Origin of the sequence: Luteimonas yindakuii (assembly GCF_004803715.2) — a bacterium.
Classification (GTDB): domain Bacteria; phylum Pseudomonadota; class Gammaproteobacteria; order Xanthomonadales; family Xanthomonadaceae; genus Luteimonas; species Luteimonas yindakuii.
Genome location: NZ_CP039383.2, coordinates 2894821 through 2908592, shown reverse-complemented (window position 1 = coordinate 2908592; position 13772 = coordinate 2894821). Strand labels below are relative to the sequence as shown.

Annotated in this window: 10 protein-coding genes; 4 read left to right on the top strand and 6 right to left on the bottom strand. The window is 70.0% G+C overall.

Annotated features, from left to right (window positions below; all coding sequences use genetic code 11):
* Positions 1-53: 53 nt before the first annotated feature.
* Together E5843_RS13445 and mutM are read right to left on the bottom strand one after the other, a co-directional pair.
* Positions 54-632, bottom strand: coding sequence for an ECF-type sigma factor (locus E5843_RS13445; protein ID WP_243733081.1), 579 nt, complete (start codon positions 630-632; stop codon positions 54-56).
* A 55-nt stretch (positions 633-687) separates the two neighbouring features.
* Entirely contained in the window at positions 688-1500 is an 813-nt protein-coding gene (mutM, locus tag E5843_RS13440; protein ID WP_136412930.1) for a bifunctional DNA-formamidopyrimidine glycosylase/DNA-(apurinic or apyrimidinic site) lyase, read from the bottom strand.
* Positions 1501-1654: 154 nt separating this feature from the next.
* Between mutM and E5843_RS13435 the strand changes: the two genes are divergently transcribed.
* Positions 1655-2857 carry a DesA family fatty acid desaturase gene (locus E5843_RS13435; protein WP_425480719.1) on the top strand — a complete coding sequence of 401 codons (1203 nt, stop codon included), beginning with the start codon at positions 1655-1657 and terminating at the stop codon, positions 2855-2857.
* Between the two features lie 43 nt (positions 2858-2900).
* Complete coding sequence (locus E5843_RS13430) at positions 2901-3227, top strand: EF-hand domain-containing protein (protein ID WP_244240892.1); 327 nt, start codon at positions 2901-2903, stop codon at positions 3225-3227.
* A 132-nt stretch (positions 3228-3359) separates the two neighbouring features.
* Here the strand turns inward: E5843_RS13430 and E5843_RS13425 are convergent, their stop codons facing one another.
* Together E5843_RS13425 and E5843_RS13420 are read right to left on the bottom strand one after the other, a co-directional pair.
* Positions 3360-5039: an MFS transporter gene (locus tag E5843_RS13425; protein ID WP_136412929.1), complete on the bottom strand. Its 1680-nt coding sequence runs from the start codon at positions 5037-5039 to the stop codon at positions 3360-3362.
* A gap of 64 nt (positions 5040-5103) precedes the next feature.
* Positions 5104-6474 carry a DcaP family trimeric outer membrane transporter gene (locus tag E5843_RS13420; protein ID WP_425480750.1) on the bottom strand — a complete coding sequence of 457 codons (1371 nt, stop codon included), beginning with the start codon at positions 6472-6474 and terminating at the stop codon, positions 5104-5106.
* Positions 6475-6664: 190 nt separating this feature from the next.
* Between E5843_RS13420 and acs the strand changes: the two genes are divergently transcribed.
* Positions 6665-8623, top strand: coding sequence for an acetate--CoA ligase (acs, locus tag E5843_RS13415; RefSeq protein ID WP_136412928.1), 1959 nt, complete (start codon positions 6665-6667; stop codon positions 8621-8623).
* Between the two features lie 34 nt (positions 8624-8657).
* The gene (locus E5843_RS13410; RefSeq protein ID WP_134674416.1) at positions 8658-9335 is read left to right on the top strand and encodes a response regulator transcription factor; all 678 of its coding nucleotides are present in this window, start codon (positions 8658-8660) and stop codon (positions 9333-9335) included.
* Between the two features lie 72 nt (positions 9336-9407).
* Here E5843_RS13410 and E5843_RS13405 read toward each other — a convergent pair whose 3' ends face one another.
* Entirely contained in the window at positions 9408-10049 is a 642-nt protein-coding gene (locus E5843_RS13405) for an exopolysaccharide biosynthesis protein (RefSeq protein ID WP_136412927.1), read from the bottom strand.
* A 182-nt stretch (positions 10050-10231) separates the two neighbouring features.
* Positions 10232-13669, bottom strand: coding sequence for a hybrid sensor histidine kinase/response regulator (locus tag E5843_RS13400; RefSeq protein WP_141066079.1), 3438 nt, complete (start codon positions 13667-13669; stop codon positions 10232-10234).
* Positions 13670-13772 lie beyond the last annotated feature (103 nt).

The following is a 13772-nucleotide window of genomic DNA, read 5'->3' as shown; positions in this document are numbered from 1 at the left end:
GCCCTCTCCCGCCTGCGGGCGAGGGCGACGGGCGAGGGCCGCGGCCCCCGGGGTCAGGCCGCCGGTCCATCCTGCAGCGCGGCCAGCAGGTACATCCGCGCCTTCTGCCAGTCGCGGCGCACGCTGCGTTCGGAACGTTCCATCAGCGCGGCGATCTCCAGCTCCGAGAGGCCGGCGAAATAGCGCAGCTCGACCACCCGCGCCAGCCGCTCGTCGACCCGCCCCAGCGCGGTCAGCGCCGCATCCAGCGCCAGCGTGTCCTCGTCCAGGCGCACGCCGCCGGCGAGATCCTCGGGCAGGTCGGTGACGCGATGCAGGTCGCCGCCGCGCTTGCGCGCAAGCCGCTGGCGCGCGTAGTCGACCACCACGCTGCGCATGGCCGATGCCGCATAGGCGAAGAAATGCGCGCGGTCGTCGAAGCGCGCGGCCTGGCCACCGATGAGTTTGAGATAGGCCTCGTGCACCAGCGCGGTGGCATCGAGCGTCTGCCCGTGCTGCCCGGCCAGCTGGCGCCGCGCCATGGCGTGCAGCTCCTGGTAGAGCGTCGACAGCACCTGGTCCATCGCGGCGCGGTCTCCGCCGCGCGCGGCATCCAGCCACAGGGTGATTTCCGCCACGTCCGACATTGCCATCCCCGAATGTCGCCCGCGCCGACTATAGCGCGCAGCAGCAGGGTGCGCGCGACGCTCAGCGCTGGCAGGCCGGGCACCAGACGCTGGCGCGCTGGCCGATCAGCGCCTGTCGCAGCGGGCGGCCACAGCGGCGGCAAGGGGCGCCGCCACGGCCGTACGCGCTGAGCTCCTGTTCGAAATAGCCGGGTGCGCCATCGGGGCTGATGAAGTCGCGCAACGTGGTGCCGCCGCGTTGGATGGCATGTCCGAGCACGGTCTTCACCGCATCGGCGAGCAACCCATAGCGACCGCGCGACACCCGGCCGGCCGCGCGCAACGGCGAGACGCCGGCCATGAACAGCGCCTCCGCGGCGTAGATGTTGCCCACGCCCACCACCACCGCCTGGTCCATCAGGAAGGTCTTCACTGGCGCCCTGCGTCCGCGCGAGAGGCGGTACAGGTGATCGCCATCGAAGTGATCCGACAACGGCTCCGGCCCCAGCCCCGCGAGCAGCGGATGCACCTCGCCGGCGGGCTGCCACAGCAGGCAGCCGAAGCGGCGCGGGTCGTTGAAGCGCAGCACGCGGCCGTCGTCGAGGGTGATGTCGACGTGGTCGTGCGCGCGCAGCGGCGTATCGGCGGGCAGCACCCGCAGGCTGCCGGACATCCCCAGGTGCAGCAGCGCGCTGCCGGGCGCGGTATCCAGCAGCAGGTACTTGGCGCGGCGACGCACGTCGTCGACGCGCTGCCCGGCCAGCCAGTGCGGCAGCTGCGGCGGGATCGGCCAGCGCAGGTCGGCGCGGCGCAGGGTCACGCCGGTGATGGTGCGACCGGCGAGGTGCGGCAGCAGGCCGCGGCGGGTGGTCTCGACTTCGGGCAGTTCGGGCATGGGTGGGGCCGTGACGACTCCGGCAGAAGATGGGAGCCCGGGCCGCTTCCGGCAAGGCCTGCACGACGGTGTACCGGCCGCAACGTACGCGCGCGCAGGGATGGCATCGGTCGCGGACCCGGCCCAAGATGGCCCGGTCCCTCCGATCCGGTCCATGCCCGTGCTCGATTTCCTCGCCGGTGGCCTCGTCCAGGCCGGCTTCTGGCCGCTGCTGGTGGTGTTCCTCATCGCCACCCAGCTCACCATCTTCTCGGTCACCCTGTACCTGCACCGCAGCCAGGCGCATCGCGGCGTCGACTTCCATCCGGCGGTGGCGCACGTGTTCCGCGCCTGGACCTGGCTGTCGACCGGCATGGTGACGCGCGAATGGGTGGCCATCCACCGCAAGCACCACGCCAAGTGCGAGACCGAAGAGGATCCGCACAGCCCGATGCACAAGGGCATCGGCACGGTGTTCTGGCGCGGCGTGGAGTTGTACCGCGAGGCGCGCACGCAGCAGGGCGACATCGAGCAGTACGGCAAGGGTTGCCCGCAGGACTGGATCGAGCGCCGCGTCTATACGCCGCATTCGACGCTGGGCCCGACGGTGCTGCTGCTGGTGCTGTTCGCGCTGTTCGGCGTTGCCGGCGTGGCGATGTGGGCGCTGCAGATGGCATGGATCCCGTTCTGGGCCGCCGGCGTGGTCAACGGCCTCGGCCACTGGTGGGGCTACCGCAACTTCGAAACCACCGACACCGCCACCAACCTCAGCCCGTGGGGCGTGTGGATCGGCGGCGAGGAACTGCACAACAACCACCACGCATTTCCCAGCTCGGCGAAGTTCGCGCTGCGCCGCTTCGAACTCGATATCGGCTGGGTGGTGATCCGCGCGCTGCAGGCGGTGGGGCTGGCGCGGGTGCTGCGCGTGGCGCCGTCGCTCGACGTGCGGCCGAACATCCACGTGCCCGATGCGGATACCGTGCGCGCGCTGCTGGCGCACCGCTTCCAGGCGATGACCGATTACCACCGCAACGTGATCAAGCCCGCCCTGCGCGAGGAGGCACGCATCGCCGGTGCGCGGATGCGCGCGCTGCTGCCGCGGCGCCTGCGCAAGGCGCTGGCCGATGACGGCCGCTGGTTGCAGCCCGAGGCGCGCGAGCAGCTGCAGCAGTGGGTCGAGCAGCGACCGCGCATCCGCACGTTGGTGGAGTACCGGGCGAAACTGGCGGCGGTGCTCGAAGCACGCAGCCACGATGCGGGGGAGCGGCTGCGCCAGCTGCAGGCCTGGTGCCAGGACGCCGAAGCCTCCGGCATCCGCACGCTGCAGGAGTATTCGGCGCGCCTGAAGGGCTACGCCCTGCAGCCCGCGCGTGGCTGAGGCGCAGGTGCGGCCCCGGTCGGGCCCGGGCGCCAGCGCGCGGGTGTGGGCGTGTTGCCTGCTGTTGCTGGCCGCGGTCGGCCTTGCGTCGGCCCAGGTCACTGCCACCGGCGATTACCTGTCGCGGATGGACAGTGATGGCGACGGCCGTGTTTCGGTCGCCGAATACCAGGCCTGGATGCTGTATGCGTTCGAACGCATGGACGCCAACGGCGATGGCCGGCTCGACCCCGGCGAGCAACCGGGCGGTCGCGCCCCGCTGCTCACCCGCGAAGCCTATCTCGCGCGCCTGGCGGAGCGCTTCAACCGCCAGGACGCCAACCGCGACGGCTACCTCGACGCCCGCGAGCTGGCCGCGCCACCGCTCTAGCGGCGCCGGTCCGCGTCGATCGGGGCCTGCGGCGATCACCCAGCGACCCGCGGCTGCGAGATGCGCACCGGACAAGTCCCATCAAAAAGGCCGGCCCCCGAAGGGGCCGGCCTGTCGTCCATCGGGGCCGCACTACTGGGTGATGTCGACGTCCTTGGTCTCGCGGAGGAAGAACGTGCCGATGATGAAGGTCATGACGGCGATGACGATCGGGTACCACAGGCCTGCGTAGATGTTGCCGGTCAACAACACCACCGCGAAGGCCGTGGTCGGCAGGAAGCCGCCGAACCAGCCGTTGCCGATGTGGTACGGCAGGCTCATCGAGGTGTAGCGGATGCGGGTCGGGAACAGCTCGACCAGCCACGCCGCGATCGGCCCGTAGACCATCGTCACGTACAGCACCAGGATCGTCAGCAGCAGCAGCACCATCGGCTTGTTCATGGCGTCGTTGTCGGCGGCCATCGGGTAGCCGGCGGCGTCCAGTGCCGATCCCAGCTCCGCGGTCAGCCGTGCCTGCGCCTCGCCGGCGTCCTCGCCCGACAGCTGGGTGAGGTTGAGGCTCTGCACCACGCGGTCGCCGATGCGCACGCTGGCAAGGGTGCCGGCCGGTGCCTCCTCGTTGGTGTAGCTCACGCCGCGGGCGTTGAGCACGTTCTTCACCAGGTCGCACGAGTTGTTGAAGGTGACGTGGCTCTTCAGCTCGCTGGGCACGAACTGGAACGAGCAGTCGCGCGGGTCCGCCACCACCACCGCCGGTGCGTCGCGGGTGGCCGCTTCCAGTGCCGGATTGGCGTAATGCGTCAGCCCCTTGAAGATCGGGAAGTAGGTCAACGCCGCCAGCAGGCAGCCCGCCATGATGATCGGCTTGCGGCCGATCTTGTCCGACAGCCAGCCGAAGAACACGAAGCCACCGGTGGCGATCGCCAGCGCCGCCGCGATGAACAGGTTGGCGGTGATCGGATCGACCTTGAGCGTCTGGGTCATGAAGAACAGCGCGTAGAACTGGCCGGCGTACCAGACCACGGCCTGGCCGGCGGTGGCCCCGAACAGCGCCAGCAGCACGATCCTGCCGTTGCTCCAGGTGCCGAAGCTCTCGGTCAGCGGTGCCTTCGAACGCGTGCCTTCCTCCTTCATCTTCTGGAACAGCGGCGACTCGCTGAGCTGCATGCGGATCCAGATCGAGATGATCAGCAGCACGAACGAGATCAGGAACGGAATGCGCCAGCCCCATTCGGCGAACGCCTCGTTGCCCAGGATCAGCCGGCAGCCCAGGATCACCAGCAGCGACAGGAACAGTCCGACCGTCGCCGTGGTCTGGATGAAGCTGGTGTACAGGCCGCGTTTGCCGTGCGGCGCATGCTCGGCGACATAGGTCGCGGCACCGCCGTACTCGCCACCGAGCGCAAGGCCCTGCAGGCAGCGCAACACCACCAGGATGATCGGCGCGGCGATGCCAATGGTGGCGTAGCCGGGCAGCACGCCGACGAGGAATGTCGACACGCCCATGATCACGATGGTGATCAGGAAGGTGTACTTGCGCCCGATCATGTCGCCCAGCCGGCCGAACACGATCGCGCCGAACGGGCGCACGGCGAAGCCGGCGGCAAAGGTCAGCAGCGCCATGATGAAGGCCGGGCCCGGCGCCAGTGCGGAGAAGAAGTGCACGGCGATCACCGCTGCCAGCGAGCCGTACAGATAGAAGTCGTACCACTCGAACACGGTGCCGAGGCTGGACGCGATGATCACCTTGCGGTGTTCCTTCGAGATTCCCCGTGTTTGCGGCGGCGGTGTAGTGGCCGGTGTTGTCGACATGTTGCCTCCCACGCGATGTCGGTGACGAAAGGAACCACGCCGGCAGGTGCCGGCGTGGTAGGGATCAGAAGCTGTAGCGGGCCATGGTGTGCAGGCGGATCAGTTCACCGTCGACGCCGGATTCGAGCGTGCGCTCGCCCCAGATGGCCTCCACGCCGAGATCGAGCTTCGGGTACGGCGTCCAGATCAGGTTGGCGTGCCAGGACTGCACCTTGCTGGTGACCCCGGTGCCGGTCCACGCGATCTCGTTGCCCCATTGCGAGCGTGCGTGGTAGAGGTTGCCGCGCACGCGCGGATTGAACACGTGGCGCAGGCCGACGTAGCCCGCCCAGCCGCCGAGCGCGTCGATGTCGCCCGAGGTGTCGAGCATCGCGTCCTGCTGGATCGTGGCCAGGCCGATGTAGCGGCCGATGCCGTCGCCACCGGTGAGCTGGTAGCGCAGGTCGGTGGCGTCGCCCATCTTGACCAGGCCGCTGACCGTCGCGCCGTAGCCGGTATCGGTGCTGTCGGCGCCGGCCACCGGTTCGTACTTCAGTTGCCGCGCCATGCCGGCCACGCTGAAGTGGCCCCAGTCGGCCTTGTGGGTGTAGCGGGCGATGACATCAGGCATCGCGCTGTTGTCGCCGCCGATCACCCGCGGGGCGCCATTGAGCGGCTGCACCGTGGTCTCGGGACTTTCCAGCGATACCGCCCACGGGCCGTTGGTGTACCTGAGCTGCGGCTGGCGCACGAACACCACCGCGTCGGTCGGGCCGACGAAGTCGACCGCGTCGATCAGCGCCGCGGTGTCCATGAAGTTCGACCAGGTCTGGCCGGCGAGCCAGTTGTTCCAGCTCACGTAGGCGTGGCGCAGGGTGGCGCCGTAGGTGTTGGTGGCGGCGGTGTTGCCGAGCGAGCCGCCGAAGAAGTCGAGCTCCAGACGCGCGGCGAGCCTGTCGCCGGAGTCGAGCGTGGTGCTGGCATCCAGCCACAGGCGCGAGAACTTCAGGTGGGCATCGGAGTAGGTCTCCGGGCCGTTGCCGCCAACGGGGATTGCGCCCGGCACGTAAAAGTCGCGCCCGGCGCTGCCCTTGGCGATGTCGCCATCGGTGGTCTTCGTTGCCATCGCGTCCATGCGGATCATGCCGCCGACGGTGAACACCGTGCCGGGATTGGCCTGCGGGGTGATCGTCGTGGCCTGGATCGGCTGCGCGCCTGCGGGCACCGCGGGACGTGCCGGTTGCGCCGCCTGCGCGGTGCGCACTTCCTGCACCTGGGTGGCGGTCTGCTGCTGTTGCGACAGCAGCGCCTGTACCTGCGACTCGAGCTGGGCGATCCGCGCCTCCAGCTCGCGTTCCTTCGCGGTCTGCGCCGACGCCACGCCCGGCATGGCCAGTGCCAGTGCCGTCATCGTCGCGGCCGCGAGCCACTGCGGTCGCACCCTGTCGTGCTGGATCCGTTTCATGATTCCCTCCCGATGCGGATGCGGGTCCGCGCGCGGACCGATCGGATCGGAGCCTGCGCGCGCCTGCGGGGGGCGCCAATACACCATTGGTCGTAGGTGTCGCAGGCTTAGACCAACGTCTAGACCGGGCCCCGGATGGATGCGGCACACTCTCCGGTCAAGGCCATACCGGAGCCGCGCCATGTCCACGCCCCCTTCCGTCTATCCCGTCCCCGAGGCCCTTGCCGCGCAGGCCGCGATCGGCCGCGGGGACTACGAGCGCCTCTACGACGAATCGGTGCGCGATCCCGACGCGTTCTGGGCGAGGGCCGCGCAACGCCTGCAGTGGATGCAAGTGCCCACGCAGATCCGCGACGTCAGCTTCGCGCTGGAGGATTTCCGCATCCGCTGGTACGGCGACGGCGAGCTCAATGCCAGCGTCAATTGCCTCGACCGCCACCTCGACACGCGCGGCGACAAGACCGCGATCCTCTGGGAAGGCGACGACCCGGCCACGCCGCCGCGGCATGTCTCCTATCGCGAACTGCATGCGCGCGTATGCAGGCTCGCCAACGCGCTGCGCAGCCTCGGCGTGCGCAAGGGCGACCGCGTCACCATCTACCTGCCGATGATCGTGGAATCGGCCGTGGCCATGCTGGCCTGCGCGCGCGTCGGTGCGGTGCATACGGTGGTGTTCGGCGGCTTCTCGCCGGCGTCGATCGCCGACCGCGTGGCCGACTGCGGCTCGAAACTCATCATCACCGCCGACGAGGGGTTGCGTGGCGGGCGCCGGATCCCGCTCAAGGCCAATGTCGACGCGGCGCTGAAACTGCCCGGCACCAACAGCGTGGAAACCGTGCTGGTGGTGCGCCACACCGGCGGTGCGGTCGGCATGCAGATGCCGCGCGACCGCTGGTACGACGCCGTCGTCGACGACCAGCCCGACACCTGCGAGCCCGAGCGCATGAACGCGGAGGATCCGCTGTTCATCCTCTACACCTCCGGTTCCACCGGCAAACCGAAGGGCGTGCTGCACACCACCGGCGGCTATCTGGTGTTCGCCAGCTACACCCACGAGGCGGTGTTCGACCTGCGCGAGGACGACGTGTACTGGTGCACCGCCGACGTCGGCTGGGTCACCGGCCACAGCTACATCGTCTACGGCCCGCTGGCCAACGGCGCGACCTCGCTGATGTTCGAGGGCGTGCCGAACTACCCGAGCGTCTCGCGCTTCTGGGAGGTGGTCGACCGCCACAAGGTCAGCATCTTCTACACCGCGCCGACCGCGATCCGCGCGTTGATGCGTGATGGCGACGCACCGGTGAAGTCGTCCTCGCGCGCCTCGCTGCGCATCCTCGGCACCGTCGGCGAACCGATCAATCCGGAAGCCTGGCGCTGGTACCACGGGGTGGTCGGCGACGGCCGCTGCCCGGTGGTCGATACCTGGTGGCAGACCGAGACCGGCGGCATCCTCATTGCGCCGCTGCCCGGCGCCATCGACGCCAAGCCGGGGTCGGCGACCCGGCCGTTCTTCGGCGTGCAACCGGCCATCGTCGATGCGCAGGGCACCGTGCTCGAGGGCGAGGCCGAGGGCAACCTGGTGATCCTGGATTCGTGGCCGGGGCAGATGCGGACCGTCTACGGCGACCACCAGCGTTTCATCGACACCTATTTCAGCGCCTATCCCGGCAGCTATTTCACCGGCGACGGCTGCCGCCGCGACGCCGACGGCGATTACTGGATCACCGGCCGCGTCGACGACGTCATCAACGTGTCGGGGCACCGCATCGGCACCGCCGAGGTCGAAAGCGCGCTGGTCTCGCACCCGAAGGTGGCCGAGGCCGCGGTGGTGGGTTTCCCGCACGACATCAAGGGCCAGGGCATCTACGCCTACGTGACCCTGGTGGCCGGCGAGGAGGGCACCGACGCGCTGCTGAAGGAACTTGTGGCGCATGTGCGCGGCGAGATCGGCCCCATCGCCACGCCCGACCATCTGCAATGGGCGCCGGGGCTGCCGAAGACGCGCTCGGGCAAGATCATGCGGCGGATCTTGCGCAAGATCGCCGAGAACGCTCCCGACCAGCTCGGCGACACCACCACGCTCGCCGATCCCTCGGTGGTGGAATCGCTGTTGCGCGAACGCCGGGGTGCCGCGGGCTGACATGCAGCCGCGGACAGCGCAGGCACACGCACGCATGGCCCAGACCATCCTCGTCGCCGACGACCATCCGCTGTTCCGCGAAGCGCTGCGCGGCGCGGTCGCGCGCACGTTGCCGGCCGCCCGCCTGTGCGAGGCCAGCGATACCGCCAGCCTCTACGTGCTGGTCGAGGCCGAGCCCGATGCCGACCTGCTGCTGCTGGACCTCAACATGCCCGGCGCGCAGGGCTTCAGCGCGCTGGTGCACCTGCGTGCGCAGCATCCGCAGCTGCCGATCGTGATCGTCTCGGCGCGCGAGGAGCCCAGCGTGATGCGGCGCGCGCTCGACCACGGTGCGATGGGCTTCATCCCCAAGTCGGCCGACACCCAGGTGCTGGGCGAGGCCCTGCAGCGCGTGCTCGACGGCGACCGCTGGATTCCCGCCGCCGCCAGCGCCGCCCCCGCGGCGAGTGCCGACGAACACGATGTCGCCGCACGGATCCGCGACCTCACCCCGCAGCAGTTCCGCGTGCTGCAGATGCTCGGCGAGGGCATGCTCAACAAGCAGATCGGCTACGAGCTCGGCGTTTCAGAAGCCACGGTGAAGGCCCACATGAGCGCGATCCTGCGCAAGCTCGGTGCGTCGAACCGAACACAGGCGGTGCTGATCGCCGGCCGGCTGGCGGTGGACCCGGCCGCCGTCACCGCACCGCCGGTCGATGTCGAGGACGGCTGAGCACGTCGCGGCGCCGCTCGCCCGTGCACGGATCGTGGGTTCCGGGCACAGGCGCCTGCGCGCCGACGGTGCTCAGCTGCCGCCGACCATCCGCCACAGCGCGTGCAGCGCGTAGCCGCCACCGCCGATCAGCACGGCGAAGTACACCACGGTGCCGATGGTCGCGAGATGGCCGAGCAGGATCGCGCCGCCGTCGCGCTGGATCATGCCGATCGCATAGAACAGCAGCGCTACCGCCGGGAACGTATTGCTGAAGGGTACGAAGCCGAACGGCGCCATCAGCAGCAGCGCGGCGAAGATGAAGGCCAGGCTGTTGAAGGTGTCGATGGCGCGGCTGTCGGCCAGCGCCGCCAGGCGACCGGGGCGGCTCACGCGCTCGAGCCGGCGCACCCACGACAGCCCGCGGCGCAGCCCGTTGCGCAGCTTCTCCGCCGGCAGCCGGCGTTCGCGCAGGCGCACCGGCAGCCACAGCGGACGCCGGGTCAGCCGGCTGATGCCGATCAGCAGCAGCGCCGCGCCGAACACCGTGCTCACGCCGGGGATCGATACCGGGATCAGGAACACCACGGTCAGCAGCATCGACAGCAGCAGCAGGCCTTCGCTGCCGATGCGTTCGATGATGCCGCCCAGGCTGAGGTGCTCGCCGTCGAGCTCGGCGATGATCTGTTCGAGGCGGTTGCCCAGCGCGTCGCTGCGGGTACGGGTGTCGGTCATCCGGCGTGCTTGGTCGAGGGCGGCGCAGTGTAACAAGCACCTGCATCCGGCTCCGCCGACGCCATCCGGTATGGATTCCACCGTGGGCGCACGCTTGCGCGCGGGTACCGCAATGCGTGCTGTTGGACCACGCCGGAGCGGAGGGTGACCGCGCGCCTGACGCGCTGCGTGGGCGGCCGCCGTCAATCCACGCGCATCAGCCGCGTCTGCGCGGCCAGGAACGCGCGCAGCGACGCCGGCTTGAGCGGTTTGGTCAGCACCCGGTACCCGCGCCTGCGCGCGGCCTGCTTCAACGCGTCGCTGCCATCGGCGGTCAGCAGGACACCCGGCGTGCCGGGCGCGATCGCGCGCAGTGCATCGAGCGTGTCGAGCCCATCGAGGCGGTCATGCAGGTGGTAGTCGGCCACCAGCACGTCGGGGCGTTGCTCCATGTGCGCGAGTGCGGCATCGACCGTGGTCGCGACCAGCACCTCCACCTGCCAGCGCTGCAGCAGCGCCTGCATGCCAGCGAGGATGTCGGGGTCGTTGTCCACGCACAGCACGCGCATGCCGGCCAGCGATCCGGGTTCGAGGCTGTCGGTGCGCATGCGCACGGGTGCGGCCTGCGCGGCGCGCGGCACCATGATCGAGAACACGCTGCCATGGCCCACGCGCGAGCGCGCATCCAGTCGATGGCCGAGCAGGCGCGAGATGCGCTGGCAGATCGACAGGCCCAGCCCGAGCCCGCGCTCGTCCCAGTCGAACGGCTGCTGGTAGCGATGGAACTCGTCGTAGATCTGCCGCATATGGTGTTCGGGAATGCCCGGCCCGGTATCCCAGACCTGCAGTGCGACGCTGTCGCCGCGCGGCCGCGCCGCCAGCACGATGCGGCCCTCGCGGGTATAGCGCAGTGCGTTGGCGAGGAAGTTCTGCAGCACGCGCCGCAGCAGGCGGCGGTCGCTGCGCACCGGCAGCGACCGCACGCTCAGGCGCAACTCGATCGCGCGCGCCGCCGCCATCGGTGCGTACTGTGCGGCGAGATCCTGCATCAGTTCGGCGGCATCGAAGTCCGACCATTCCGGGCGCAGCGCGCCCGCGTCCAGCCGCGACACGTCGAGCAGGCCATCGAGCAGTTCCTCGGCCGCGCGCAGCGAGGTGTCCACGCGCTCGGCCAGCCGCCGCTGCTCGTCGGCCCCGTCGCTTTCGCGCAGCGCCGAGGTGAACAGCCGCGCCGCGTTGAGCGGCTGCAGCACGTCGTGGCTGAGTGCTGCGAGGAAGCGCGTGCGCGACTGCTGCGCGGCCTCCGCCTCGCGGGTGCGCACGGTGACGCGCTGCTCCAGGGTCTCGTTGATCTCGCGCAGCGCGCGCTCGACGCGCTTGTATTCGGTCACGTCGCTGTAGCTGGTGACATAACCGCCACGCGGCAGCGGCTGGCCACGGACTTCGATGACCAGCCCGTTGCCGAGCACGCGTTCGGACACATGCGGCGAGCCGCCGCGCATGTAGGCGATGCGCTTGGCGGTCTCGGTGTCCATGCCTGCGTCGTCGAGGTCGCCCAGCTCGCCACGCTCGGCGTTGTAGCGGATCAGGTCGGCGACCGGGCGCCCGACGTAGAGCATGCCGTCGGGATAATCGAACAGCTGCTGGTAGCGGCGGTTCCACGCCACCAGGCGCATCTCGCGGTCGACCACGCTCACGCCCTGGTCGATGTTCTCCAGCGTGGTCGACAGGATCTCGCGGTTGAAGCGCAGCTCCTGGCCGGCCTCGTCCAGCACCGCCACCACCTCGCCCAGGTCCATGCCCGAGCCACGCAGGGAACTGGTCAGCACCAGGCGTGCCGAGGCCGCGCCGATCGCCGAGGCCAGCAGGCGTTCGGTGAACTGCACCCAGCCGCGGTCGGCCGGTGCCGAAGGCTGCAACGCCTGCTGCAGCGACTGTGCCTGCTCGACGAACGCGCGCTGTGCATGCCGCACGCCGACGATGCGCCGCGCCAGCGTCAGCAGGTCGCGCACCTGCAGGCCGCTGCGCCACTCGCTGCTGCCCGGCGCGCGCCGCTCCGCATACGGATTGAGGTAGGGCACCGCGGCGAGGTGTTCTTCCAGCCCTGGGCGCCAGCGTTGCGACACCAGCAGCAGGGTGCCGATGTTGAACAGCAGCGCCCAGAACGTGCCGTGGGTGAGGGGATCCCAGCCCTGCATGCCGAACAGCCCGCGCGGCCGCAGCCAGGCGAACCCGAACGGCCCGGCCTCCAGCCATGCACCGTCGAACCAGCCGGCATCGGTGAGGGTGGGCAGAAGCAGGGTGTAGATCCACACCGCGAAGCCGATCAGCAGGCCGGCCTCGGCGCCCTGGCGGCTGGCGCCGCGCCAGTACAGCCCACCGATCAGCGCCGGCGCGAACTGCGCGACCGCGGCGAACGCCATCAGCCCGTAGGAGGCCAGCGTGGTGTTGGAGCCACTGGCCCGGTAATAGCCGTACGCCAGCCCGGCAAAGCACAGGATGGCCACCCGCCGCACCCACAGCACGGTGCCGGCGAGGTCACCACCGTGGCGTTGCGCCCAGCCGCGACGGCGCAGCAGCAGCGGCATCACCAGGTCGTTGGAGACCATGATCGCCAGCGCCACGCTGGCCACGATCACCATGCCGGTGGCGGCGGAGAACCCGCCGACATAGGCGAACAGCGCCAGTGCTTCGCGGCGTTCCGCCAGCGGCAGCGCCAGCACGTAGGTGTCGGCGATCGCGGCGCTGTCGTCGAACAGGGCGATGCCGGCCGCGGCGATCGGCACCACCATCAGGCTCACGATCACCAGGTAGCCGCCGAACAGCCAGCGCGCGCGGCGGATCTCCGAGACATCGCCGCATTCGACGATGGCGACGTGGAACTGGCGTGGCAGGCAGAAGATCGCGGCAAAGGCCAGCAGGGTCTGCGCGACGAAACCGTCGGGCGCGGCATGGGCGAACAGCGTTCCGGTGGCGGCAGCGATGCGTTCGCCGCCACCGAGCCAGGTCAGGGCGAACACGCCGACCGCGATCAGCGCCACCAGCTTGACCAGCGACTCCAGCGCGATGGCCAGCATCATGCCGGGGCGATGTTCGGTGGCATCGACCTGGCGGGTGCCGAACAGGATCGCGAACAGCGCCATCAGCAGCGCCACGTACAGCGCCGGGTCCCCGAAGCTGCTGTTGCCCATCTCCGGCCCGCCCAGCACCTGCAGCGACAGCGCCACCGCCTTGTACTGCAGCGCGAGGTAGGGCACCGCCGCGACCAGCGCGATCACCGCCACCATCGCCGCCAGGCGTTGCGAGCGGCCGTAGCGGGCGGCAATGAAGTCGGCGATCGAGACCGTGCTCTGCGACTGCGCGATCAGCGCCATCCGCTCGAGGATGCGCCAGCCGAACACCAGCAGCAGCAACGGACCGAGGTAGATCGGTAGGTAGCCCAGGCCGTGGCGCGCGGCGCTGCCCACGGCGCCGTAGAACGTCCACGAGGAGCAGTACACCGCCAGCGCCAGGCTGTAGACCACCGGCCGCAGTGCCGGCCGCTGGACGTGCGCCGGATTGCGGTCGCCCCACCACGCCACCGCGAACAGCAGCGCGGCATAGCCCACCGACACCAGCAGCAGCATCCAGCTCGGCAGCATCAGCGCTCCCCGGCCGACGTCGAGACCGGCTGGAGTGTACGCGGAGCCGGAGTGGCGACTGCGAGTCGAGTCCGTCTCCTGTCCGGATACGGAAAAAGCAGGA